The sequence below is a fragment of the Micromonospora sp. NPDC005215 genome, from assembly GCF_040607915.1.
Taxonomy (GTDB): domain Bacteria; phylum Actinomycetota; class Actinomycetes; order Mycobacteriales; family Micromonosporaceae; genus Micromonospora.
Window position 1 is genome coordinate 18,174 of sequence record NZ_JBEXHQ010000011.1, and the last position, 20,633, is coordinate 38,806.

Annotated in this window: 19 protein-coding genes; 4 read left to right on the forward strand and 15 right to left on the reverse strand. The window is 70.8% G+C overall.

Annotated elements, in window-relative coordinates; genetic code table 11:
- Nucleotides 1-1,503: HAMP domain-containing protein (locus ABZU25_RS11290; protein ID WP_355029314.1), on the reverse strand; the 1,503-nt coding region annotated here is incomplete at its 3' end.
- Between the two features lie 297 nt (nucleotides 1,504-1,800).
- On the opposite strand from ABZU25_RS11290, the gene ABZU25_RS11295 reads away from it, so the two are divergent.
- On the forward strand, nucleotides 1,801-3,855 hold the full coding sequence (locus tag ABZU25_RS11295) for a SpoIIE family protein phosphatase (protein WP_355029211.1): 2,055 nt from the start codon (nucleotides 1,801-1,803) through the stop codon (nucleotides 3,853-3,855).
- 73 nt (nucleotides 3,856-3,928) lie between these two features.
- Here ABZU25_RS11295 and ABZU25_RS11300 read toward each other — a convergent pair whose 3' ends face one another.
- The 4 genes from ABZU25_RS11300 to ABZU25_RS11315 all read right to left on the reverse strand — a co-directional run bounded on the left by ABZU25_RS11300 (nucleotide 3,929) and on the right by ABZU25_RS11315 (nucleotide 8,045).
- Nucleotides 3,929-4,366 (reverse strand): hypothetical protein, encoded by a 438-nt coding sequence (locus ABZU25_RS11300; RefSeq protein WP_355029212.1) that lies wholly within the window; start codon nucleotides 4,364-4,366, stop codon nucleotides 3,929-3,931.
- Complete coding sequence (locus ABZU25_RS11305) at nucleotides 4,363-5,046, reverse strand: DUF433 domain-containing protein (RefSeq protein WP_355029213.1); 684 nt, start codon at nucleotides 5,044-5,046, stop codon at nucleotides 4,363-4,365. The genes ABZU25_RS11300 and ABZU25_RS11305 overlap by 4 nt, the downstream gene beginning before the upstream one ends.
- 431 nt (nucleotides 5,047-5,477) lie before the next feature.
- On the reverse strand, nucleotides 5,478-6,464 hold the full coding sequence (locus ABZU25_RS11310; protein ID WP_355029214.1) for an HIRAN domain-containing protein: 987 nt from the start codon (nucleotides 6,462-6,464) through the stop codon (nucleotides 5,478-5,480).
- A 222-nt stretch (nucleotides 6,465-6,686) separates the two neighbouring features.
- The gene (locus tag ABZU25_RS11315) at nucleotides 6,687-8,045 is read right to left on the reverse strand and encodes an FAD-binding oxidoreductase (RefSeq protein WP_355029215.1); all 1,359 of its coding nucleotides are present in this window, start codon (nucleotides 8,043-8,045) and stop codon (nucleotides 6,687-6,689) included.
- Between the two features lie 95 nt (nucleotides 8,046-8,140).
- Between ABZU25_RS11315 and ABZU25_RS11320 the strand changes: the two genes are divergently transcribed.
- Both ABZU25_RS11320 and ABZU25_RS11325 read left to right on the forward strand, forming a co-directional pair.
- The gene (locus tag ABZU25_RS11320) at nucleotides 8,141-10,237 is read left to right on the forward strand and encodes a S9 family peptidase (protein ID WP_355029216.1); all 2,097 of its coding nucleotides are present in this window, start codon (nucleotides 8,141-8,143) and stop codon (nucleotides 10,235-10,237) included.
- Between the two features lie 143 nt (nucleotides 10,238-10,380).
- Nucleotides 10,381-10,566 carry a hypothetical protein gene (locus tag ABZU25_RS11325; protein ID WP_355029321.1) on the forward strand — a complete coding sequence of 62 codons (186 nt, stop codon included), beginning with the start codon at nucleotides 10,381-10,383 and terminating at the stop codon, nucleotides 10,564-10,566.
- Nucleotides 10,567-10,630: 64 nt separating this feature from the next.
- Here the strand turns inward: ABZU25_RS11325 and ABZU25_RS11330 are convergent, their stop codons facing one another.
- The 4 genes from ABZU25_RS11330 to ABZU25_RS11345 all read right to left on the reverse strand — a co-directional run bounded on the left by ABZU25_RS11330 (nucleotide 10,631) and on the right by ABZU25_RS11345 (nucleotide 14,063).
- Nucleotides 10,631-12,163 carry an FtsX-like permease family protein gene (locus tag ABZU25_RS11330; protein WP_355029217.1) on the reverse strand — a complete coding sequence of 511 codons (1,533 nt, stop codon included), beginning with the start codon at nucleotides 12,161-12,163 and terminating at the stop codon, nucleotides 10,631-10,633.
- Entirely contained in the window at nucleotides 12,160-12,861 is a 702-nt protein-coding gene (locus tag ABZU25_RS11335; RefSeq protein ID WP_355029218.1) for an ABC transporter ATP-binding protein, read from the reverse strand. The genes ABZU25_RS11330 and ABZU25_RS11335 overlap by 4 nt, the downstream gene beginning before the upstream one ends.
- Nucleotides 12,858-13,394, reverse strand: a complete 537-nt coding sequence (locus tag ABZU25_RS11340; RefSeq protein WP_355029219.1) for a PadR family transcriptional regulator — start codon at nucleotides 13,392-13,394, stop codon at nucleotides 12,858-12,860. The genes ABZU25_RS11335 and ABZU25_RS11340 overlap by 4 nt, the downstream gene beginning before the upstream one ends.
- Before the next feature lie 87 nt (nucleotides 13,395-13,481).
- Complete coding sequence (locus ABZU25_RS11345) at nucleotides 13,482-14,063, reverse strand: TIGR03086 family metal-binding protein (protein ID WP_355029220.1); 582 nt, start codon at nucleotides 14,061-14,063, stop codon at nucleotides 13,482-13,484.
- A 31-nt stretch (nucleotides 14,064-14,094) separates the two neighbouring features.
- Here ABZU25_RS11345 and ABZU25_RS11350 point away from each other — a divergent pair, with 31 nt between their 5' ends.
- Entirely contained in the window at nucleotides 14,095-14,892 is a 798-nt protein-coding gene (locus tag ABZU25_RS11350; RefSeq protein WP_355029221.1) for an AraC family transcriptional regulator, read from the forward strand.
- A 12-nt stretch (nucleotides 14,893-14,904) separates the two neighbouring features.
- Here the strand turns inward: ABZU25_RS11350 and ABZU25_RS11355 are convergent, their stop codons facing one another.
- From ABZU25_RS11355 to ABZU25_RS11380, 6 genes are read right to left on the reverse strand one after another with little or no spacing between them, the layout of a single operon-like run.
- Nucleotides 14,905-16,443: a SpoIIE family protein phosphatase gene (locus tag ABZU25_RS11355; protein WP_355029222.1), complete on the reverse strand. Its 1,539-nt coding sequence runs from the start codon at nucleotides 16,441-16,443 to the stop codon at nucleotides 14,905-14,907.
- A gap of 4 nt (nucleotides 16,444-16,447) precedes the next feature.
- The gene (locus ABZU25_RS11360; RefSeq protein WP_355029223.1) at nucleotides 16,448-17,809 is read right to left on the reverse strand and encodes a sensor histidine kinase; all 1,362 of its coding nucleotides are present in this window, start codon (nucleotides 17,807-17,809) and stop codon (nucleotides 16,448-16,450) included.
- Complete coding sequence (locus tag ABZU25_RS11365) at nucleotides 17,806-18,819, reverse strand: SpoIIE family protein phosphatase (protein WP_355029315.1); 1,014 nt, start codon at nucleotides 18,817-18,819, stop codon at nucleotides 17,806-17,808. The genes ABZU25_RS11360 and ABZU25_RS11365 overlap by 4 nt, the downstream gene beginning before the upstream one ends.
- Nucleotides 18,816-19,235 (reverse strand): ATP-binding protein, encoded by a 420-nt coding sequence (locus ABZU25_RS11370; protein WP_355029224.1) that lies wholly within the window; start codon nucleotides 19,233-19,235, stop codon nucleotides 18,816-18,818. Before ABZU25_RS11370 ends, ABZU25_RS11365 begins: the two co-directional genes overlap by 4 nt.
- Nucleotides 19,232-19,642, reverse strand: coding sequence for an STAS domain-containing protein (locus ABZU25_RS11375; RefSeq protein ID WP_355029225.1), 411 nt, complete (start codon nucleotides 19,640-19,642; stop codon nucleotides 19,232-19,234). The genes ABZU25_RS11370 and ABZU25_RS11375 overlap by 4 nt, the downstream gene beginning before the upstream one ends.
- A complete protein-coding gene (locus ABZU25_RS11380) occupies nucleotides 19,642-20,502 on the reverse strand; it encodes an STAS domain-containing protein (RefSeq protein ID WP_355029226.1) in 861 nt (286 codons plus the stop codon). Before ABZU25_RS11380 ends, ABZU25_RS11375 begins: the two co-directional genes overlap by 1 nt.
- Nucleotides 20,503-20,633 lie beyond the last annotated feature (131 nt).

Here is a 20,633-nt window from a genome sequence, read left to right on the forward strand (position 1 = left end):
CTGCGACAGGTCACCCTTCGCCACCGCCGTGGTCACCGAGGCGATGTTGCGGACCTGGCTGGTCAGGTTCGACGCCATCGAGTTGACGTTGTCGGTCAGGTCGCGCCACGTACCGCTGACGCCCTTGACCTGCGCCTGACCGCCCAGGTTGCCCTCGGTGCCCACCTCGCGCGCCACCCGGGTCACCTCGTCGGCGAACGACGACAACTGGTCGACCATGGTGTTGACGGTGTTCTTCAGCTCCAGGATCTCGCCCTGGGCGTCCACGGTGATCTTCTGGCTCAGGTCACCCTTCGCCACCGCAGTGGAGACCTGGGAGATGTTCCGCACCTGACTGGTCAGGTTGCCGGCCAACTGGTTGACGTTCTCGGTGAGGTCGCGCCAGGTGCCGGAGACCCCGCGCACCTGCGCCTGACCGCCGAGCTTGCCCTCGATGCCCACCTCACGGGCCACCCGGGTCACCTCGTCGGCGAACGACGACAACTGGTCCACCATCGTGTTGACGGTGTCCTTCAGCTCCAGGATCTCGCCCTGCGCCGCGACCGTGATCTTCTGCGACAGGTCACCACGCGCCACCGCCGTGGAGACCTGGGCGATGTTGCGGACCTGGGCGGTCAGGTTCGACGCCATCGAGTTGACGCTGTCGGTCAGGTCCTTCCAGGTGCCGGCCACGTTCGGCACCTCGGCCTGACCGCCCAACTTGCCCTCGGTGCCCACCTCGCGGGCCACCCGGGTCACCTGCTCGGCGAAGAGCCGCAGCGTGTCGGTGAGGTAGTTCATCGTGGCGGCCAACTCGGCGACCTCACCGCGCGCGCCGACCGTGATCTTCTGCGACAGGTCGCCCTTGGCCACCGCCGTCGCCACCTGCGAGATCGACCGCACCTGGCCGGTCAGGTTCGACGCCATGGTGTTCACCGAGTCGGTGAGGTCCTTCCAGGTGCCGGCGACACCCCGCACGTCAGCCTGGCCACCCAGCTTGCCCTCGGTGCCCACCTCGCGGGCCACCCGGGTCACCTCGTTCGAGAACGAGGACAGCTGATCCACCATCGTGTTCACGGTGCGCCCGATGCGCAGGTACTCACCGCGCAGCGGCCGACCGTCGATCTCCAGCGCCATGTGCTGGGACAGGTCGCCGTCCGCGACCGCCACGATGACCCGGGCGATCTCGGTGGTCGGCCGACCCAGGTCGTCGATCAGCGAGTTGATCGCCCGCTGCCCCTCCGCCCAGGAGCCGTCCAGCCCCTCGTCGTCGAGCCGCTCGGTGAGCCGGCCGTCGCGACCGACGATCCGGCTGATCCGCCGCAGGTCCAGGTACTGGCGCTCCTGAAGCGAGACCACCTCGTTGAAGGCGTCCGCCACCTCACCGGCCGCGCCGGCGCGGCGGGGAAGCCGGACCTTCAGGTCGCCGCGACCGATCCGTCGCAGTGCCTCGGTCAACTCACCGAGGAGCGCCTCGTGGTCGGGCGCGGACGGATCCGCCACCGACTGCTTCGCCGTGGTCATCATTCCTCGCTCCACTCGGGGGCTGCCGGTCCGTACGGACACACCGGCATCCCATATTGTGCCCGCGCGCGCCGTAGTGCCAGGGTGCGCGACCCGCCAGGTGGCCCCGACCGCCCTCCGATCCGCCCGATCGAGGCGACGCTGGCCCGAGGCCCCGCACACCTCGCACGGCGGCCCAACCCTCCGATCGACACAGCGCGACGCAGTGTGGGCGATCAGCCTCCGATGGTGGGGAAAGAGGACGCGTTACTGATGATCGGCTTGGCACCCGACGGGGGAACGGTGGAGGATACGAGGGTGTCAGCCGAGGCGGGGCCCGCGACGGCCGGGGCCCGGGACGGGGCTACCCGGCGCGTCCGCCTGCCCGCCGACCGCCGAACGCCGGCCGCCGCCCGCGCCGTGGTCCGCTCGGTGTTGACCGAGTCACACCTGGACGAACTGGTCAACGAGGCCCTGCTGCTCACCACCGAGCTGACCACCAACGCCGTCGAGCACGCCCGCACCGAGTTGGACATCGAGGTCGTGGCCGACCAGATCGGGCTGACCGTCACCGTCTCCGACTTCGCCCCCGGCTCCGGCGACGAACTGACCGTCGGCGCCCGCAACGACTCCAGCGAGATCGACGAGGTCTCCGAACGGGGCCGAGGTCTGCTGCTTGTCGACCACTTCGCCAGCCGCTGGGGCACCACGTACCTGCCCACCGGCAAGGGCGTCTGGTTCCGGCTGGACCGCCCCGGCGCCGACCCGCAGACCGAGGGCGCCACCGGTGGCGACCCCCTGGTGAGCACCGACAAATCCGCGCCGAGCGCCAGCGCGATGAGCGAACTCATGCAAACCGCCCCCGACCTGTACGCGGACGATCCGCTGCCCGACTTCGCCACCAACCTGCTCAGTCGTGTCGCCGAGATGGTGGGAGCGGCCGGCGGCACGATCCGCCTGGACCGGGGCGACGGGCAGGGGCACCAGGTGTTGGCCCGCTTCGGTCGACCACCCCGCGCCGGCAGCGAGCTGCTCCGGGTGCCGCTGACGGTGCACCGCCCGTACGCCGGGGAGCTGGAGTTGGACGCCGCGCCGTCGGCGTACGCCCGGCCGTTGGCGGTGCTCACCGCCGAGCGGCTGTCGCTGCACCTGGAGAACGACCGGCTGCGCCGGGCCGACGTCCGCCGGCAGGTGTGGCTGACGTTCCTGGCCGAGGCGAGCGAGCTGCTCGCCCAGTCGTTGGACGTCGACCTGACCATGGCCCTGGTCCCGCAGTTGGTGGTGCCCCGACTCGGCCAGTGGTGCGCGGTGCACACCGCCGACGAGTGGGGCCGGCTCCGGCTGGCCGCGGCCAGCCACGCCGACGAGTCGATGCTGCCGCAGCTGCACAAGGTGCTGGCCGAGACCGGGCCGGATTCCATCCAGGCCCGGCTGCGCGAGGCGTCCCGCAGCGCCGCGCAGATCCCCCTGGGCGGGCCGATGGAGGGTTTCGCGGTCCCGCTGATCGCGCGGGGGCAGCGGCTCGGGACTCTGGCGGTGGGCCGGCACCAGCGGCACCGGCACGACCCGGACGAGGTGGCAGTGCTGGAGGACGTGGCCCGGCGGGCCGCGCTGGCCATCGAGAACGCCCGGATCCACGCCGAGCGTCGCCGCGTGGCGCAGACGCTTCAGCAGTCTCTGCTGCCGCCGGTGCTGCCGCTCGTGGACGGGATCGGCTTCGCCGCCGAGTACGTCCCGACCGGCGACGACGCCGAGGTGGGGGGCGACTTCTACGACGTGGTGCCGCTGCCCGACGGGCGTTGGCTGGTGGTGATCGGTGACGTCTCGGGCAAGGGCGTCCAGGCCGCCGCGGTGACCGGGCTGGTCCGGGACGTGATCCGGGTGCTGGTCGGCGACGGCAAACCGCTACCCGAGGCGTTGGCGCGGCTCAACGAGACGCTTGTCGAGCGGGGTGGCGGGCGATACTGCACGCTGGCGCTGGCGGCGGTCGGGCCGGGCCAGGGCGACCAGTTGGACGTGTCGCTGCATCTGGCCGGGCACGACCAGCCGGTGCTGCTGGCCGGTGCGGGTGGCGCGGGTTTCGTCGGCACCAGCGGCACCGCGCTCGGCCTGCTCGACACGATCACCTCGCCAACGGCGAAGATCACGCTCGCGCCGGGCGACTCGCTGATCTTCTACACCGATGGCGTCACCGAACGACGGCGCGGCCGGGAACTGTTCGGCACCGACCGACTGCGGGACGCGACAGCACCCCTGGCCGGATACTCGGCCGACGTGGTGGCCGCCAGGCTGCGCTCCGCCGCGATCAACTTCTCGGTGGAGCCGCCCCGGGACGACATCGCCATCCTGGTGCTCCGCAACGACGCGACCTGACCGCTGCGCGTGGCCCTCGAATGTCGGCTCTGCTCGGCAGATTGACGGACGAGGGTTCCTGCGGTGGGAGCAGCTACATCGGCAACTGGTCGAACGTGGATCGGGTCGCGGTGCAGATGAAGGGGCCAGGTCGGTCGAGGCACTTGAGGATGTCGCGCCAACGGCACATGACGACTTCGAGCTGACTGAAGGTGTTGGTCGCTTCGGTGGCGGTGAGGGCCACCAGGCGAGCGCCGTACTCGCGAACAGCCGCGATCTCACGAGGGCGGGTGCGAATGTGCCGATCCCGAGTAACGATCAACCATCCTTGTTCGGTCACCTGGGGGATCCAGATATCATCCGGAGTCGCCACATCCGCCACGACGCACTGCGGCCGGGCGCGCTTGTGAACTTCACCGCCAGGGTCGCCTGGATAGGTGACGTCGGGCCGGATGGTGGACAGCAGGATCCCCAGGCCACGGATGTCAGCGTCAAAATAGAGGCGAACATCCGCGGGTTTGGCCCGGGTCACGCTGCTTGGGTGGTCGCTCGGACGGAAAACTCGTACGCCAGCGCCCATGCGACATCGCTCGCCTCCAGGGCGTACATCTCTGCGATGGTGTCGGTGTCCTCGCCCGCGTCGTGTTGTTCACCGATGACCTCGGTGCTCACGCCCTTGATCGAGGGTTTCCCGAAGCGAATGTCGGGCTGCACTCGTACGGGCGAATCGGAGTTGGCGTCGGGGCTGTAGCCGACCGCGACGTTGTCGGTCCAATCGACCCGGCGGCTGAACGAGTCCGCCGGAGTGGTGAGTAGTAGTTGGTTACCGGCGACAGTAACCATCCAGTAATCCACACCGAGGCCCGCTGCGGTCTGGGCGTCGAAGACGAGGTCCTTTCCGGACACGAAGGGACGCCGGTCCGCCAGAGGGTAGGGCACCCCGAACTGCTCGCGGAGTAGCTCGATGAACTTGCGTAGTTCAGCCATGCGCACGTTGTGGGTGCGTCGGTATTCGCGGAGAAAGCCTGCCTCGACGAACTCTGCCCAGGTAACGGTGCGACTTCCGCGTGGTTTGTCTCGAAGGATGGGCTTGTATTCCTTCTTGGGGCCCTTGGCCCCTTCGAGCCAGTAGTGCAGGGTCGACTGACGAACGCGTAGCAGCCGGGCCGCTTCGGCCTCGGTGTACATCTCGCGGTCGAGCACGCTGGTCATGACGTCATGATGGCATCCCGGCGACCCGACCGGTGGTTGCCAGGACCGCACATCGTCGCTTCATTCACTGTCGCTGACGGTCTGCTGACCCACAACCGGGACCAGGACCGCACTGCCAGACCAGTCGATGTCCTCGTGCGCTGTAGCCCGGTCCGGCTCGCCGTCCTCGTCCAGCGTGCCCAGCCCGGCGTAGTAGCGGCCGAACCCGTACCCGCCTGCCGCGAGGGTGGCCAGCGCCCAGGGACGCGGCCGGTGCTCGTCTTCGACGGGCCGGCCTGGTCTGGCTTCGTGGCCGCGCTGCGGGCTGGATCGGACCTGTGTCTCTGATCAACGCTGCCACCCGACGCTCCCCCGCTTGGGAAGCGCCAGTTCCGTCTGGACCGAGCCCGTCGAGTATCGCCGCCTGTCTTCGAGGCACGGCCCGAATTACGTCACGCCTGGATCCAGAACTGCCATCCCTGCGGCACGGGTGACCAGGTCGGATCCGGGCGCCAACCCTCAGGAGGCACCCAACCGGCAGGGGGCGTGGGCCAAGTCGACGGAACGACGAACCGCCACGCCGGTGCCGGCACCACGTCCTGGGCGGTTGAGGGTTCGGCTACGGCCGTCGGGACAACGCCAGCGGCGCTGGGCGGCGCGTCAAGCCAGGCATCGGAGATTTCGCTTGCCTTCGACATCTTCACCGCGATATCGGCCTTGACGCGGTTGCCCTTGAGGATCGCGCGCGCTGCCGTGGTCAGACCCATGCCGCTCAAGTGGGTGATCACCGGCAGGATCTCGTCCGAGGTCGCCGGGCTTAAGGTGCCTGCTGCGGCACCGTTGATCCTGACTTCGACGAGCGTGCGGGTGGATCGCGCCCGCTGAATCTCGACCTCGTGCAACGTCACGTAGACCCACGATTCGCCCTGCGCGCTAACCAGCGCGGCGAGATGTGCCATGTGCTTCTCTTCGCCGCTCACCTGAACGGAGCGTCCGGTCGGCAGCACGGTGTGCAGCTCCGGAGGAGGCACGTTTGTCGGGACGATCATGTGCGGTTCGGCGAGGTCGAGCCGTATCGAACCAATGAAGTTCCGGCGACGCGGGTTGTCCCAATCTTCCCGCTCCTCGGCCCACACTCGGGCCTGGAGTTGGGGTGTCCACCCCTGGTCAAGCAGCGCGGTCAGGACAGGCGAATACCGTACTGCCTGCTCCTTCGGCAGGTAGCCGACGTGGCGACCCGAGCAGACCACCTTGACCGCGTTTCGATCGAACTTGTTGGCAGGCTCCGGCAGGAGGTGGGCCTGCAACATGATCTCGTTGCCGTAAGGCTTGAAGTCTCGCCCGAAGAGAGCCCGGATGTCCCTCGCGTAATTGGATTCACCGGCGACCTCATGGTCGCACCATCCGCGCTGGCCCCAGAGGTCAAACAGTCGAGTCATCGAGGCAAGGTACCGCCTGAATGATCCAAACTGCGTTCCCCTGAATGGTCACCAGCAATGTCAGAAAATCGACAGGCTGCACTTGTCGAACGTTTGGAATGGGGCCCGCGCAGGGAAGAAGCCGCCGCCCATCCCAGTTTTCAACACGCAACGCGCGCGTCGTTGGTCGAGTTCGAGGAGCAGGCCCAACACCTCGACTCGCGCCACCGGTCGATGGCGGTCTCAGAGGCCGCCGGGGAGGCGTCCGGGGGCGAGCCGGTGTTCCGGATCGAGGTGCTCCTTGGCCGCCCGCAGTTGGGCCAGGCCGGCCAACTCGCCCCAGAGGTCGACGGCCTGGCGGACCGCCGCCGGAGCGGAGACCACCACGCACCGGCCCTGCCGGGCCAGCAGCACCCCCCGGACAGCGGCCAGGATGGACGCCACCCGGTCGGGCGCCAACGCCCCGGGCAGTGCCGCGTGCACCACACCCAGCCCGGCGGAACCGCGCACCGGCACCGGCGCGCCGGCCGCGTCGCGTAGCGCGTAGACGGCGGCGTGCAGATCGCCGATCGGCACCTCCAGGCGCAGCGCCGTGTCGCCGGGCGCGAACGGGTAGCGACGCCACCACGTCGGCGCGGAGTGGGCGATGGTCGCCTCCCCGTGCAGCAGGCCGACCAGTTGCTCGGCGCGCTCGGTGACGTCGGCCGGGCCACCCTCCAGCAGCACCACCAGGCTGCCCGCCCGGGACGGGGCCCCGGCCCTCCCGGACATCGACGGGTGCCGCTCCCGGGCCGTCGCCGACGGGTGGCCGGGCGGGTACGGCGTACGTGGTCGGGGGGTGCCTCCCGGCAGGTCCAGCTCGACGGCCGCCGGCTCCAGTCGGGCGGCGAGGATCGTCCGGATCAGGTCGTGCACCTCCAGCGGCGTCCACACCGGGCGGGACACCCAGAGCCGGCTCGCCGGCATCGGTTGGACCCGCAGACTCGCCGAGACCAGCACACCGAGCGCGCCCTGGGAGCCGCAGAGCAGCCGGGCCAGGTCGAGACCGGGCGAACCACCCCCGGCGCTGACCAACTCACCGTCGGCGGAGAGGTAACGGAGACCGAGCAGTTGGTCGCAGGGGCTGCCGTGGCGGTGGCGCAGCGGACCGGCCTCACCGGCGGCGAGCACCCCGCCCAGGGTCGCGCCTGGTGACGGGGCGTCCATCGCCAGCCGCAGCCCGGTGCGCTCCAGCGTGGTTTGCACCGCTCGCAACGGGGTGCCGGCACCCACCTCGGCCACCGGCGCGCCAACCGGCTCGTGACCGATGCCGGCCAGCCGGCCGGTGTCGAGCATGATGTCGACCTGCACGGGTGTGGCACCCCAATCGATCTTCGTGCCGGCACCTCGGGGAACCACCGCCAGGTCGTGCGCGGCAGCCAGCCGCAGCACCTCGGCGGCGGCGTGCGGACCGCCCGGCACCGCCACCCAGCGCGCCCTCCGCCCGGCCACCTCGTCGGCCGCGCCGCCGAGCCGGGAGAACGGCGGACCGCAGATCGCCGCCAATCGCCGGGTGATCTCAAGAGCGCCGGACCGGCCGAGGGAACTCGCTGCTGCCGCCATGCCGGCTATCGTACATGTGTTCGAATGTCGAGGTGATGCTGATCGGGATGCCGCTGGTACGGCTCACCGCAGGCGTCGGCCGGTAACGTGGCGCCGTGACCACCGAGACTGCCCCGCCCGCGGCGAAGCGGGTGCCCAGCGAGCGCAGGCACCACGGCGACACCGTCGTCGACGAGTACGCCTGGCTCGCCACCAAGGACGACCCCGAGACGATCGCCTACCTGACCGCCGAGAACGAGTACACCGACGCGCGTACGGCGCACCTGGCCGCGCTCCGCGAGGAACTGTTCGAGGAGACCCGCCGACGCACCCGGGAAACCGACCTGTCCGTGCCGACCCGCAAGGGCGGGCACTGGTACTACACCCGGACCGTCGAGGGACAGCAGTACGGAGTGCAGTGCCGGCGCGCGGTACGCGACGGCGAGATCGAGCCGCCGGTCAGCGCGGACGGCGCCCCGCTCGACGGTGAGGAGGTACTGCTCGACGGCAACCTGCTCGCCGAAGGGCACGACTTCTTCTCGCTGGGCGCGTTCGACGTCAGCCCGGACGGTCGCTGGCTGGCCTACTCCACCGACTTCTCCGGCGACGAGCGGTTCACCCTGCGCGTGAAGGACCTGAGCACCGGCGAGTTGCTGCCGGACGAGGTACCTGACACGTTCTACGGCACCGCCTGGTCGACCGACGCCTCGGTGCTGTTCTACGTGACAGTGGACGACGCCTGGCGGCCCAACCGGGTCTGGCGGCACACCGTCGGCTCGGTCGCCGCCGACGACGTGGTGGTCCACCAGGAGGACGACGAGCGGTTCTGGGTGGGCGTGGAGCTGACCCGGTCGGAGAAGTTCATCCTGATCGACATCCACAGCAAGGTGACAAGCGAGGTCCTGGTGATCCCCGCCGGCAACCCGATCGGCGCGCCGGCCGTCATCGCCCCCCGCCGGCAGGGCGTCGAATACGCGGTGGAGCACCACGGTCACCGCTTCCTGATCCTGCACAACGACGGCGCGGAGGACTTCGCGCTGGCGTTCACCTCGGCGGACACGCCGGGCGACTGGGTGCCGGTGATCGAACACACCCCCGGCACCCGGCTGGAAGCCGTGGACGCCTTCGCCAACCACCTGGTCGTGTCACTGCGCACCGACGGGCTCACCGGGCTACGGGTGTTGCCGGTGGGCAGCGACGACTCGTACGACATCGACTTCCCGGAGCCGCTGTACAGCGTCGGTCTGGACGCCAACCCGGAGTACCGCACCGGACAGGTCCGCCTGCGGTACTCCTCGCTGGTCACACCCGACTCGGTGTACGACTACGACCTGGTCACCCGGCAGATGGTGCTGCGCAAGCAGAAGCCGGTGCTGCCCGGCCCGGACGGACGACCGTACGACCCGGCCGAGTACGAGCAGCACCGTGACTGGGCGCTCGCCGACGACGGCACCCGCGTGCCGATCTCGCTGGTCTGCCGGGTCGGCACCCCCCGGGACGGCTCGGCACCCTGCGAGCTGTACGGGTACGGCTCGTACGAGGCCAGCATGGATCCGTGGTTCTCGGTGGCCCGGTTGTCGCTGCTGGACCGGGGCGTGGTCTTCGCGGTGGCGCACACCCGGGGCGGTGGGGAACTGGGTCGACGCTGGTACGACCAGGGCAAGCTGCTGGCCAAGAAGAACACCTTCACCGACTTCGTCGCCTGCGCCCGGCACCTGGTCAAGGCCGGCTGGACGGGCAGCGACCGGCTGATCGCCCGCGGGGCCTCGGCCGGCGGCCTGTTGATGGGCGCGGTGGCCAACCTGGCACCGGACGCGTTCACCGGCATCGTCGCGCAGGTGCCGTTCGTGGACGCGCTCACGTCGATCCTCGACCCGTCGCTGCCGCTGACCGTCACCGAGTGGGAGGAGTGGGGCAACCCACTGGAGGACCCCGAGGTGTACGCGTACATGAAGTCCTACACGCCGTACGAGAACGTCGCCGCGGTGGACTACCCGGCGATCCTCGCGGTGACCAGCCTCAACGACACTCGCGTGCTCTACTCGGAGCCAGCGAAGTGGATCGCCCGGCTGCGGGCGGTCGCCCCGGGCGGCGACTACCTGCTCAAGACCGAGATGGGCGCCGGGCACGGCGGTCCGAGCGGTCGCTACGACGCCTGGCGTGAGGAGGCGTTCATCAACGCCTGGATCCTGGACCGCATCGGCCGCGCCTGATCCGGGCCGCGCCTGGCTTGGCACGGCGTGATCGCGCCCGATCGTGGACGTAGTCCCCTCGGCGTTTCGGGGAGGCCACTACGTCCATGATCGGGCGCGGGCGTTCCCGGGTCGGCGCGAATGTCGGGGCCTAGACTTCCGGGGTGACCGGGGCTACGGATGGTGACGGCGGGGCCGCCGAGGACGTCCGCCGGCCGAGCATGGCGGCGTTGGCGCGGGACCGTCGGGTCTGGCTGATCCTCGCCGTGGTCGCCGGCCTCCTGGTCTGCTGCTGCTCGGCGGTGGTTGGCACGTTGGTGGCACTCTCCTCCGGCCTGCTCACCGCCTGACCCGGCTGAACTCGCCAACCCGGCCAACCCGAGTGGATCAAAGCGAGTCCGACGGAAACGCGGCTCACGTCGTGCGGAGTTCGTCCAGGGCCGTGCTGGCGCGTAGGAAGAGCAGCCCGACACCGACCGTCACCAGCACGGCGGCCAGGGCGCCGGCGCCGAGCCAGGCCAGTTGTTCCAGGGGCACCGGCACCGCTTGCTCCGACCCGGGGGTCTCGATGATCCGGGTGTACTGCTCGCGAGTGGCCGGGTCGGCACACAGCGCCGCCGAGGCGTCGCAGACCGACGTCGACGACCCGCCCGTTCCCGCTGTGGGGAAGAGCCCTCGACCGAGCAGCGCGCCCACGGTGAGCGCGAGCAGGATCGCCGGCACCGCCGGGGCCAGCGCCTGCCAGGCCACCGACCGGCTCAGCGTCGCACGGGGCACCCCGGTGGCGACCAACGCGGCATACGCCCGTCGCCGGGCCACAATTCCCTCCGCCAGCGCAACGATCAGCCCACCGGTCGCGATCAGGATGGCCACCGCGACCGTGGCATCGACCAGATGCATTGTGGACAGATAGAAGGGGTCAGCGCCACCGTCCGCACCGACGAGCCGGTTCTGCTCCCGATCGAGCTGGTCCACTGTGGCGAAGTAGGCGCGCTGGGCGGCGGCACCCCCGCCGAAGATCAGGGCGGCGAGCAGCGCCGCGAACGTGCGGCTGCCCGCCCACGGGTCGGCCATCAACCGGCCCGCCGCGAGCAGGGCCGCGGGCCGGCGGGCGTGCCGACGCAACAACCGCCCGCAGTTGTACGAGATCCAGCCGGTGCCGATCACCACCCCGATCATCGCCGCGAGCGCACCCACCGCGAACAGCAGCGGCACCAGCCAGCCGAGCACCTCGGCGTTGCCGTCGAGTTGGTACATGGCCGGACGGACCGCGAGGAACGAGGCCAGGCCCAGCCCGATCAGGAGCCCGGCCCACGGGCCCGGACCACGCTCGCGGGCGGCCTTACGGCTCACCCCGAGCGGGCTCATGGTCACCGTACGCAGCATCAGGGCGGTGGTCAGCGCCGCGACGACCGGCAGGCCGAGCACCACCGCGGCCACCGCTCCGGGCGACGGCAGCACATCGGTCGGCAGGGCCAGTCGACCTTGCGCGTCCGGTCGGTGCAACAGATCGCGGCCGACCAGGTAGGCACCCAGCCCGACGAGCGTGCCGAGCAGAGCGGCCACACCGGTCTCCAGCACGGCCAACCGGGTGACCTGGCCGGGCGTGGCGCCAGCGAGCCGGATCGCGGCCAGCCGGCGATCCCGCGCCGGCGCGCCGAGCCGCGCGCACTGGCCGGCCAGCGCCAGCACCGGAATCATCAGCATGAGCAGCGCGAACGCCGTCCCGCCACGCAACCCGGGCTCCACGAGCAGCGCATTGTGGTACTGCTCCGACCATCTGTTCCGGTTCTCATCCGTCGCCAGGGGCGTGGGGATGGCCAACACTGTGAGCGCCGCGAGACCGGCCAGGGTCGCCAGCAGGGCACTGAGGGCGGTGAGCACCACCCGGGCGGTGTCGGTGCGGCTGCCGGCGAGCGCGAGCCGGACCAGCGTCGCCGGTCTCACCGGGCGCCACCGGCCAGCGGCACGTCGAGCCCCAGGCCCGTGTGGTCCACCAGGCCGTCGCGCAACATGATCTCCCGATCGGCGTACGCGGCGATTCGCGGTTCGTGGGTGATCAGCACGACGGCGGTGCGCTGCTCACGGGCGAGCCGGACCAGATGGGTCAGCACCTGCTCGCCCGTGAGCGTGTCCAGCGAACCGGTCGGCTCGTCGGCGAAGAGCACCCGCGGCTCGGTCACCAACGCCCGGGCGGTGGCGCAACGCTGCTGCTGACCACCGGACATCTCACCCGGCCGGAGGTCGGCCAACTCCCCCACACCGAACCGGTCCAGCCAGGTGAGCGCCGCCGTCCGTGCCTCTCGCCGCCCCGTGCCGGCGAGGAGCAGGGGCAGTGCGACGTTCTCCGCGGCGGTCAGCTCGGCGACCAGTTGGCCGAACTGGAACAGCACCCCGAACTCGGTGCGCCGCAGCCGGGAACGGGCCGCCTCCGACCAGGTGTCGATGCGGTGCCCCCGCCAGGTGACCTCGCCAACATCCGGCCGGAGGATCCCGGCCAGGCAGTGCAGCAGGGTCGACTTGCCGCAGCCGCTCGGGCCGGTGACGGCGACGATCTCACCTTCGGCCACGTCGAGCGTCACGCCGCGCAGCGCGGGTGTCGGGCCATACGCCCGAACCACGCCGCGAGCCTGGAGTTGCGTCACGGATGCACCTCCCGGTGCCAGTCGGCGACCCGGCCCAGAGTGGCGTGCAGCCACCGCAGGTCCGCGTCGAGGTGGGTGATCGCGTAGTCGGCCGCGACCACGTCACTGAGAGTGGCGGTCGGGTTGACCTTGACCGCGGTCAGCTCACGCAGCCGTGCGGTGTGCGCGGCGCGCTGGGCGATCAGGTAGGACCGGGCCCGGTCGACGTCGGCGACCAGGAGCGCCACCACGACCTTGGCGAAGAGCGTGCTGGCCACGTACGGCATGGGTGGTTCCACAGTGGTGAGCCACTGGTCGAGCGTGGCCCGCCCCTGGTCGGTCAGCGCGTACGCCGTGCGATCCGGCCCGGCCGCGCGGTCCTGCCCGGCGGTGGCCACCAGGCCGTCACGTTCCAGTCGGCCGAGGGTGGCGTAGACCTGCCCGAAGGCCAGCGGCCGAGCCCCGGGCAGCCGCTCGTCGTGTGCACGCTTCAGCTCGTAGCCGTGCCGGCTGCCGGCAGCCAACAACCCGAGCAGAACATGCGGCGTGGACACCCGCCCACTATTCACCGAGCGAATAGCCACGTCAACAACCCCACGCCCCCACCTGGTTGATCAGGAGGAGGCGGGGTGGGGGGTGGGTTACGGGGTGGTGGGCCAGGTGGGAGTGCGGCCGGTCTGGGTCAGCAGGTGGGCCAGGTCGGGAGTAGGGGTCGGGGTTGCGGGGCTCGGCACCGGCTCGGCGAAGACGCCCATCTTGCGGGCGGTCGGACCCAACTGCTCGACCAGCCCGTGCAGCTCGGCCACCGCCTCCGGGGCCGGCTGGTACGCCTGGCCGGTGGCGACGGCGAGGTCCCAACCGTGCACGGTCAGGTCCAGCAGGGCCATACCGCCGATGACGGTCTGCGGCATGCCCATGCCCGGCGACACGCCCTCCAGGGTGGACGGGTCCGACCAGGCGGCGACCAACCGACCGGTCTCCTCCTCGAACCGGTCCTGCCAGCCGTCGCCCAGGTGGTCGGGCTTCTCGGCCCACTCCACCGGCCGCTTCACGGCCAGGTCCTGGAAGTTGACCACCACCTCGAACAGGTGGTTGAGCAGATCGCGGACCAGGTAGTCGCGGCACGGGGTGGGCAGATCGAACTGGTCGTCGGCGATGCCGCGCACCACATCGACGGTTCGCGGCGCGGCAGCCGCCAGCAGGTCGCTAGTCTGAGTGGTCATAGAGCCAGCGTATGAGGGTGGTCTTGAATAAATGCGACACCGACCGCGTGGCGACAGCCGGGGGATTCTCGACCCCGGACGCATGCTGCGCGAGGTGCGGTTCCGTCGGCACCTGCCGGTGGAGTCGCTACGCCCCTGGGTGGAGCACTACTGGCTGATCGACTGGGCGTTGAGCACACCGTTCGAGCAGCGCGTCGTGCCGCATCCGGCGGTGAACGTGGTGTTCCGGCGGGACGGTGACGGACCGGAGTCCGGCGAGGTGGCCGGGGTGGGCAACGACCTGTTCCGGATCACGCTCACCGGCACCGGCCGGGTCTGCGGAGTGCAGTTCCGCCCCGGTGGGTTCCACTCGTTCTGGCGTCGGCCCGTCACCGAACTGACCGGTCGCCGGGTGCCGCTGCCCGCCGGTCGGCTGGTCCGCCCCGACTTCCCGGTGTGCGCGGCCACCGACGACGAGCGCTGCCGCGCGTTGGACGCCCTGCTCACCGCCTGGGCCCCGGAGCCGGACCCGATGGCCGAGGAGGCCGTCCGGCTGGCCGAGGCGATCCGCACCGACCGGACCGTGCTGCGGGTCGACGACTTCGCCGCGCGGCACGACCTTCCGGTTCGCCGGTTGCAGCGACTCTTCGTGGAGTACGTGGGGGTCGGGCCGAAGTGGGTGATCCGGCGCTACCGACTCCAGGAGGCCGTCGAACAGGCCGCCGGTGGCCCGTTGAGTTGGGCGGATCTCGCCGCCGACCTGGGCTACAGCGATCAGGCTCACCTGGTTCGCGACTTCACCGCCGTGGCCGGGGTGTCACCGGCCGCGTACGCCCGCTCGGTGCACTGAGGCCGCACCGGCTCAGCGGCGGCGCACGACGACCACTGCGACGTCGTCCTGGATCTCCGGTGGGGCCAGTTCCACCAGCAGCCGGGCGCAGAACCGGTCCAGGTCGTCGTCGACCGTGGCGCAGACCGCGGCCAGCGCGGCCAACCCCTCGTCGATTGTGGCGTCCCGCCGCTCGATCAGCCCGTCGGTGTAGAACACCAGCGTGGCACCGGCCGGCAGCACGAATTCCAGGTCGGCCGGTCGAGGCGCGCGGACGCCGAGCAGCGGCGCGGAGTGCTGCACGAACTCGACAGTGCCACCCAGGTTGAGCACCGGGGGAAGATGCCCGGCGCTGGCCAGCCGGATCCGCCCGGTCGGCGGGTGCAGCAGCAGTACGCAGAGCGTCGCCAGTTCGTTCGGCAACAGTGTCCGCATCAGCTCGTTGACCCGGTGCAGGATCTCGCCGGGCTGGTGCCCCTCCACGGCGTACGCCCGCACCGCGTGTCGCAGCTCAGCCATCACGGTTGCCGCGTGTAGCGAGTGCCCGGCCACGTCGCCGATCGCCAGCAGCAGGTGCCCGTCGAGCATCACCAGCTCGTAGAAGTCGCCGCCCACCTCGGTCTGCGCGCTGGCCGGCTCGTAGCGCACCGCGAAGTCGAGTCCGGCGACAGTGGGCAGCCCGCGCGGGAGCAGGCTGCGTTGGAGGGTGACAGCGATCCGGTGCTCCTCGTCGAAGGAGCGCTGCCCCTCCACGGCCGCCGCCACCGCCTGGGCCAGCTGCTTGAGCACCGGGGTCTGAGCGGTCTGGGTGGCGGTCGGGACCACCACGTACAGCGGGGCCCGATCCTCGCGCAGCCGGGCGGCAGCGACCGTCACCGTGTCGTCCGTCGGCCAGTCGACAAGTGCCCAGTTCGCCGGGGTCTCCACCCGTACGGTGGCACCGGTCGGCACTCCGGTGTCGTCGACGACCCACGGCACCACCTCGGCCGAAGCGCCGGGACCGGCGCAGGTCCCGGCGAGACAGTCACCGTCGAACGTCTCGGCGATCACCGCCGCCGGGCTCTTGAAGATCTGGGCGGCTCCCTCCGCGGCGGCCTCCAGCAGGCGTGCGAAGGTCGGCGCGGCGTGCACCGCCACTGTCGTGTCGGCAAGCCCGAGCAGGCGCTCGGCGAGCAGTTCGGCGCGCTGGCGGGCCTGGTAGTAGCGCAGCACCGCCCGCGTGGTCGCGATCAGCTCTTCCGGCTCGATCGGCTCGGTCAGGTACGCGTCCGCGCCCCGGGTCAGCCCCTGGGCACGGTCGGCCACGTCGACGGCGTGCGCCGACACGTGGATCACCGGCATCGCCGGGTGCCGGGCCTTGATCTGTTCGCAGACCTCGTACCCGCTCAGGTCGGGCAGCCGGACGTCGAGGACCACCAGGTCGATCCGGTCCACCTCGACCCGATCCAACGCCTCGGTGCCGTTCTCGGCCTCGAGCACTGTGAACCCGGCCCGGGTCAGCCAGCTGACAAGCAGGTAACGCTTGGTGGGGTTGTCATCGACCACCAGGATGGTCGTCGGCGCGCCGTCCACGCCGTCACGCCCCGCCGGTGGGCAGGGAGACGGTGAACGTGCTGCCCCCGCCCGGCTCGCTTGTCAACTCCAGCGTCCCGCCGAGCAGCGTCACCAGACGCCGGGCGTACGGCAGGCCGAGGCCGGTGCCGCCGACCCGGGTCACCCCCGGCACCTGGTAGAACTCCTCGAAGATCCGGTCGTGCAGCTCGGAAGCGATGCCGGGGCCGGTGTCACTGACCTCGAAGTTCCACCGGTCGCCGTGCCGGCGGGCGCGCAGTCCCACCTCGCCGCGCTCGGTGAACTTCAACCCGTTGTGCAGCAGGTTACGCAGCACCTGGCCGAGCAGCACCTCGTCGGTGCGCAGCGTGGCCGGCGCGGCCGGCTCCTCCACCACCAGCTCCACGTCCGGGCGGGTGGCCAGCGCGCGCAACGTGCCGCGCAGTTGGCCGAAGACCGGACGCAGGTCGACGTCCGCCCAGTCCGGCTCGATCCGGCCGGACTCCGCCTTGGCCAGGTCCAGCAACTCGTTTACCAGGTTGAGCAGGTCTGTCGCCGACGAGCGGATCAGATCGATCTGGCGGCCCTGCTCCTCGGTGAGCGGGTCGGAGGCGGAGTCGGTGAGCAGCCGCCCCAACCCGATGATCGCGGTGACCGGGGCGCGCAGCTCGTGGCTCACGTTGGCCAGGAACCGGCTCTTCGACTCGCTCGCCGCGCGCAGCTGGGCCGACTTCCCGTCCAGCTCGGCGTAGAGGGCGACGACACCCCGGTTGGTCTCCTCCAACTCCTCGGTGAGCTGGTTGTAGAGCGCCACCACACCGCGGTTGGTCTCGGCCAGTTCCTCGTTCAGCACGGCCAGTTCGTCGCGCTGGCTGCGCACCTCGTCGAGTGCGGCGATGAGCTGACCGTTCTGCACGGTCAACTCGTCCAGCGCGCTGGCCGGCGCGGTACGACCGAGTTCGGCGCGGAACTCGGCGAGCCGCTCCGGGGTCGGCGTGGGCGCGTTGGCCGGAACTCGTCGGGACATCCTCACGACCGTAACCCTGCCGACGGCCGACACGCTCAACGTGTCGACCAGTCGGGACACCGCGCCGGACTGCGGCTGGTAGCGGCCGTCCGGCAACGGGGTCACCGGGGCCAGATCAGCGCGCAGGTGGAACCGGCCGTCGGCATTCGCGTCGAGGTGGAAGGAGACGTCCGCGCCGCCGGTCGTTCGCAGCAGGTCCCGGGCGACCTCGCTGAGCGCGGTGGCGATCCGCACCTGGTCCTGGTGTTCCAGACCGACCACCGCGGCCACCTCGCGGCCCCGCTGGCGGACGACGAAGATGTCCTGCTCGACCCGCAGCGCCATCTGCAGCAGCGGCAGCGCGGCCGGCTCGCCGGTCATTCCCAGGACCTCGCGACAAGTACGCAGGCGTCGTCACGTCGCACACCGGCGTCGCGCAGGAGGGTCGCCGCCATGACCAGCGGGGATTGCTCCGCCAGGCCGGGGTAGTCGGTCAACCGCCACCGGTCGACCACCCCGTCGCTGTGCATCACCAGCCGGGCACCCGGACCGAACGGGTAGTCGTACTCCCGGATCGTCGGCCGTTGGTGGCCGGCGATGCCGGGCAGCGACACCAGCCCCCGGCGCTTGCCGTCGCCCTCGACGACGGCACCGGAGATGTTGCCCAGGCCGGCGTAGTGCAGCACGCCGGCCGCCGGCACCAGCTCGGCGACCGCGAGTGCGCTGCCACGGGTGTGCGACATGCTCCGATGCAGGTGACCGACCACCGCCGCCGGGGGACCGGCCGGGGCGTTGCGGAACGCGGCGAGCGCCGCGTCGGTGGCGGCGCCGGCCAGCGGGCCGTGCCCCAACCCGTCGCTGACCAGCACCTGGTGTCGCCCGTCGGCGACCCGGACGGCGTACCCGTCGCCGCTGACCGTTTCGCCGGTGATCGGGCGTGTGAGGGCGCCGGCCCAGGACGGCCGCGCCGGCTCCGCCGGCCAGACCTGCACGGCGAGGACGGTGCCCCGCTCGGGCAGGGAGTAGCCGTCGAACCAGCTGGCCTGGCGGACGATGGCACCCAAACCGATGCCGAGCGTGCCCGTGGTGGAGTGCCCGTCCTGCAGGGAGACGGTCAGGTCGGCCATGCCGGGTCCGGAGTCGATTGCCACCAACTCCACGCCGGCCTCCCCGGCGCGGCGTACCGGCCGAAGCAGCAGGACGCCGTCGTCGGCGTGCTTGACCAGGTTGCTGGTCAGCTCGGCGGCGACGATGGCCAGGTCGGCGATGCGCGCCGCACCCATCTCCAACTGGGCGCCGAGGCGTTCGGCGGCGCGCCGGACGGCACTCGCGGAGCTACTGGCCTCCACCCGGAACCAGATTCCACTGTCGGTGACCGGGTCGCCGTTCACCGGGACCACTTGGTGATGGTGATGCGCGTGCCGGTTCCCTCGGAGGTCTCGATCTCGAATTCGTCGACAAGTCGGCGGGACCCGCTGAGCCCGAGGCCGAGGCCGCCGCCGGTGGTGTAGCCATCGGTCAGGGCCAGATTGAGGTCGGCGATGCCCGGCCCGGAGTCGGCGAAGACGATCCGCAGGCCCTTACGGCGGCCGTTGTCCACTGTCGCCACCTCGGCCGAGCCGCCACCGCCGTAGACCAGGGTGTTGCGGGCCAACTCGCTCGCCGCGGTGACCACCTTGGTCTGGTCGACGAGGGACAGCTTGACGGCCACCGCGACGGCACGGACCAACTGCCGGACGCGCACCACGTCCTCGTCGCTCTGGATCACCTGTGCCTGCGGGTGGCCCAGGTCGACACCCGTGGTCACGGCGTGGCCGTCTCGGCGTCCGGATCGTCGTCGAGCTGGTAATCGAGCTCGTCGGCGTGGGCCGCCGCGATCAGCTCCATGCCGCGCTCGACGTTCAGAGCGGTACGGATGCCATTCAACGACAGACCGAGTTCGACAAGGGTGATGGCGACGGCGGGGCGCATCCCGACCACCACCGTCTCCGCGTCGAGCACCTTGGAGATCGACGCGATGGTGGAGAGCATCCGCCCGACGAAGGAGTCGACGATGTCCAACGCGGTGATGTCGATGATGACGCCGTGGCAGCCGGTGTCCACGATCCGCTCGGCGAGATCTTCCTGAAGCTGGACCGCGGTCTGGTCGGACATGTCCAGCTGGATCGAGACGAGCAGGATGTCACCGATCTTGAGGATCGGTACGCGTTCCATCAGACGCCCCGGCGCGGCTGGCGGCGGGCGGTCTCCACCCCGTTCAGCCGCAGCACGTGGCGCAGCGCGTCGGCGAGGCTCGCCTTGGTGGCGATGTCGCCGAACTCGATCCCGAGCGCGACGATGGTCTGCGCGATCTGCGGGCGGATGCCGGAGATGATGCAGTCGGCGCCCATCAGCCGGGCGGCCACCACGGTCTTCAGGATGTGCTGGGCGACCTGGGTGTCCACGGCTGGGACACCGGTGATGTCGATGATCGCGTACGGGGAGCCGGTGTCGACCAGGGTCTGCAGCAGCCGCTCCATCACGACCTGGGCCCGAGCGGAGTCCAGGGTGCCGACCAGCGGGACGGCGACCACGCCCTCCCAGAGCTTGACCACCGGAGTGGAAAGTTCGAGCAACTGCTCGGCCTGGTCGGCGATCAGGCTCTCCCGGGTGCGGACGAAGCTCTCGAAGGTGAACAGGCCCATCTCGTCGACAAGCTTCGAGAAGGCGACGTAGTCGTGCAGCCCGTTGGCGCCGCCGGACTCCTGCACCAGCTCGGCCAGCACGTCCTTGAGCGCGAAGACGCTGATGGTGGTCTCGGTGGCGGAGAAGCCCTGCCGGGCCCGACCACGGGACAGATCGGACAGCGCGGCGCGCAGCTCGGCGGCGTGGCCGGCGGACAGGTCGACGTCGCCCTGCTTACCGGTGATGATTATGGCACCGTGCAGGTCCTGGACCTGCCGGCGCAGCTCGGCCTGGCTCAGTCGGCCCCGCAACGAGCTGGTGACGATCTCGGTCCACCGAGTCGTGACCCGTTCGGCCTGCCCGCTGAGCAGCGCGACGAGCCGACCACTTTCTTCGGTGCTCAACGCCATTTGGAACCCCCTTGACCTGGACCGGGCGGACTCTATCACCGGGGCCTGACCAACTACTTGCCCCGTAGCAACGGAATGACCGTGGTCACCGGATCCTGGCTCCCGTTCTGCGTACGACCCCCGCCGTGGGA

What these genes read in the sequence shown, in the direction of transcription:
- ABZU25_RS11350 (WP_355029221.1), top strand. Translation starts at nt 14,095, where the DNA reads ATGCGACACCGACCGCGTGGCGACAGCCGGGGGATTCTCGACCCCGGA.
- ABZU25_RS11315 (WP_355029215.1), bottom strand. Translation starts at nt 8,045, where the DNA reads ATGGCGGCAGCAGCGAGTTCCCTCGGCCGGTCCGGCGCTCTTGAGATC.
- ABZU25_RS11380 (WP_355029226.1), bottom strand. Translation starts at nt 20,502, where the DNA reads ATGGCGTTGAGCACCGAAGAAAGTGGTCGGCTCGTCGCGCTGCTCAGC.
- ABZU25_RS11310 (WP_355029214.1), bottom strand. Translation starts at nt 6,464, where the DNA reads ATGACTCGACTGTTTGACCTCTGGGGCCAGCGCGGATGGTGCGACCAT.
- ABZU25_RS11345 (WP_355029220.1), bottom strand. Translation starts at nt 14,063, where the DNA reads ATGACCACTCAGACTAGCGACCTGCTGGCGGCTGCCGCGCCGCGAACC.
- ABZU25_RS11305 (WP_355029213.1), bottom strand. Translation starts at nt 5,046, where the DNA reads ATGACCAGCGTGCTCGACCGCGAGATGTACACCGAGGCCGAAGCGGCC.
- ABZU25_RS11375 (WP_355029225.1), bottom strand. Translation starts at nt 19,642, where the DNA reads ATGGAACGCGTACCGATCCTCAAGATCGGTGACATCCTGCTCGTCTCG.
- ABZU25_RS11360 (WP_355029223.1), bottom strand. Translation starts at nt 17,809, where the DNA reads ATGACCGGCGAGCCGGCCGCGCTGCCGCTGCTGCAGATGGCGCTGCGG.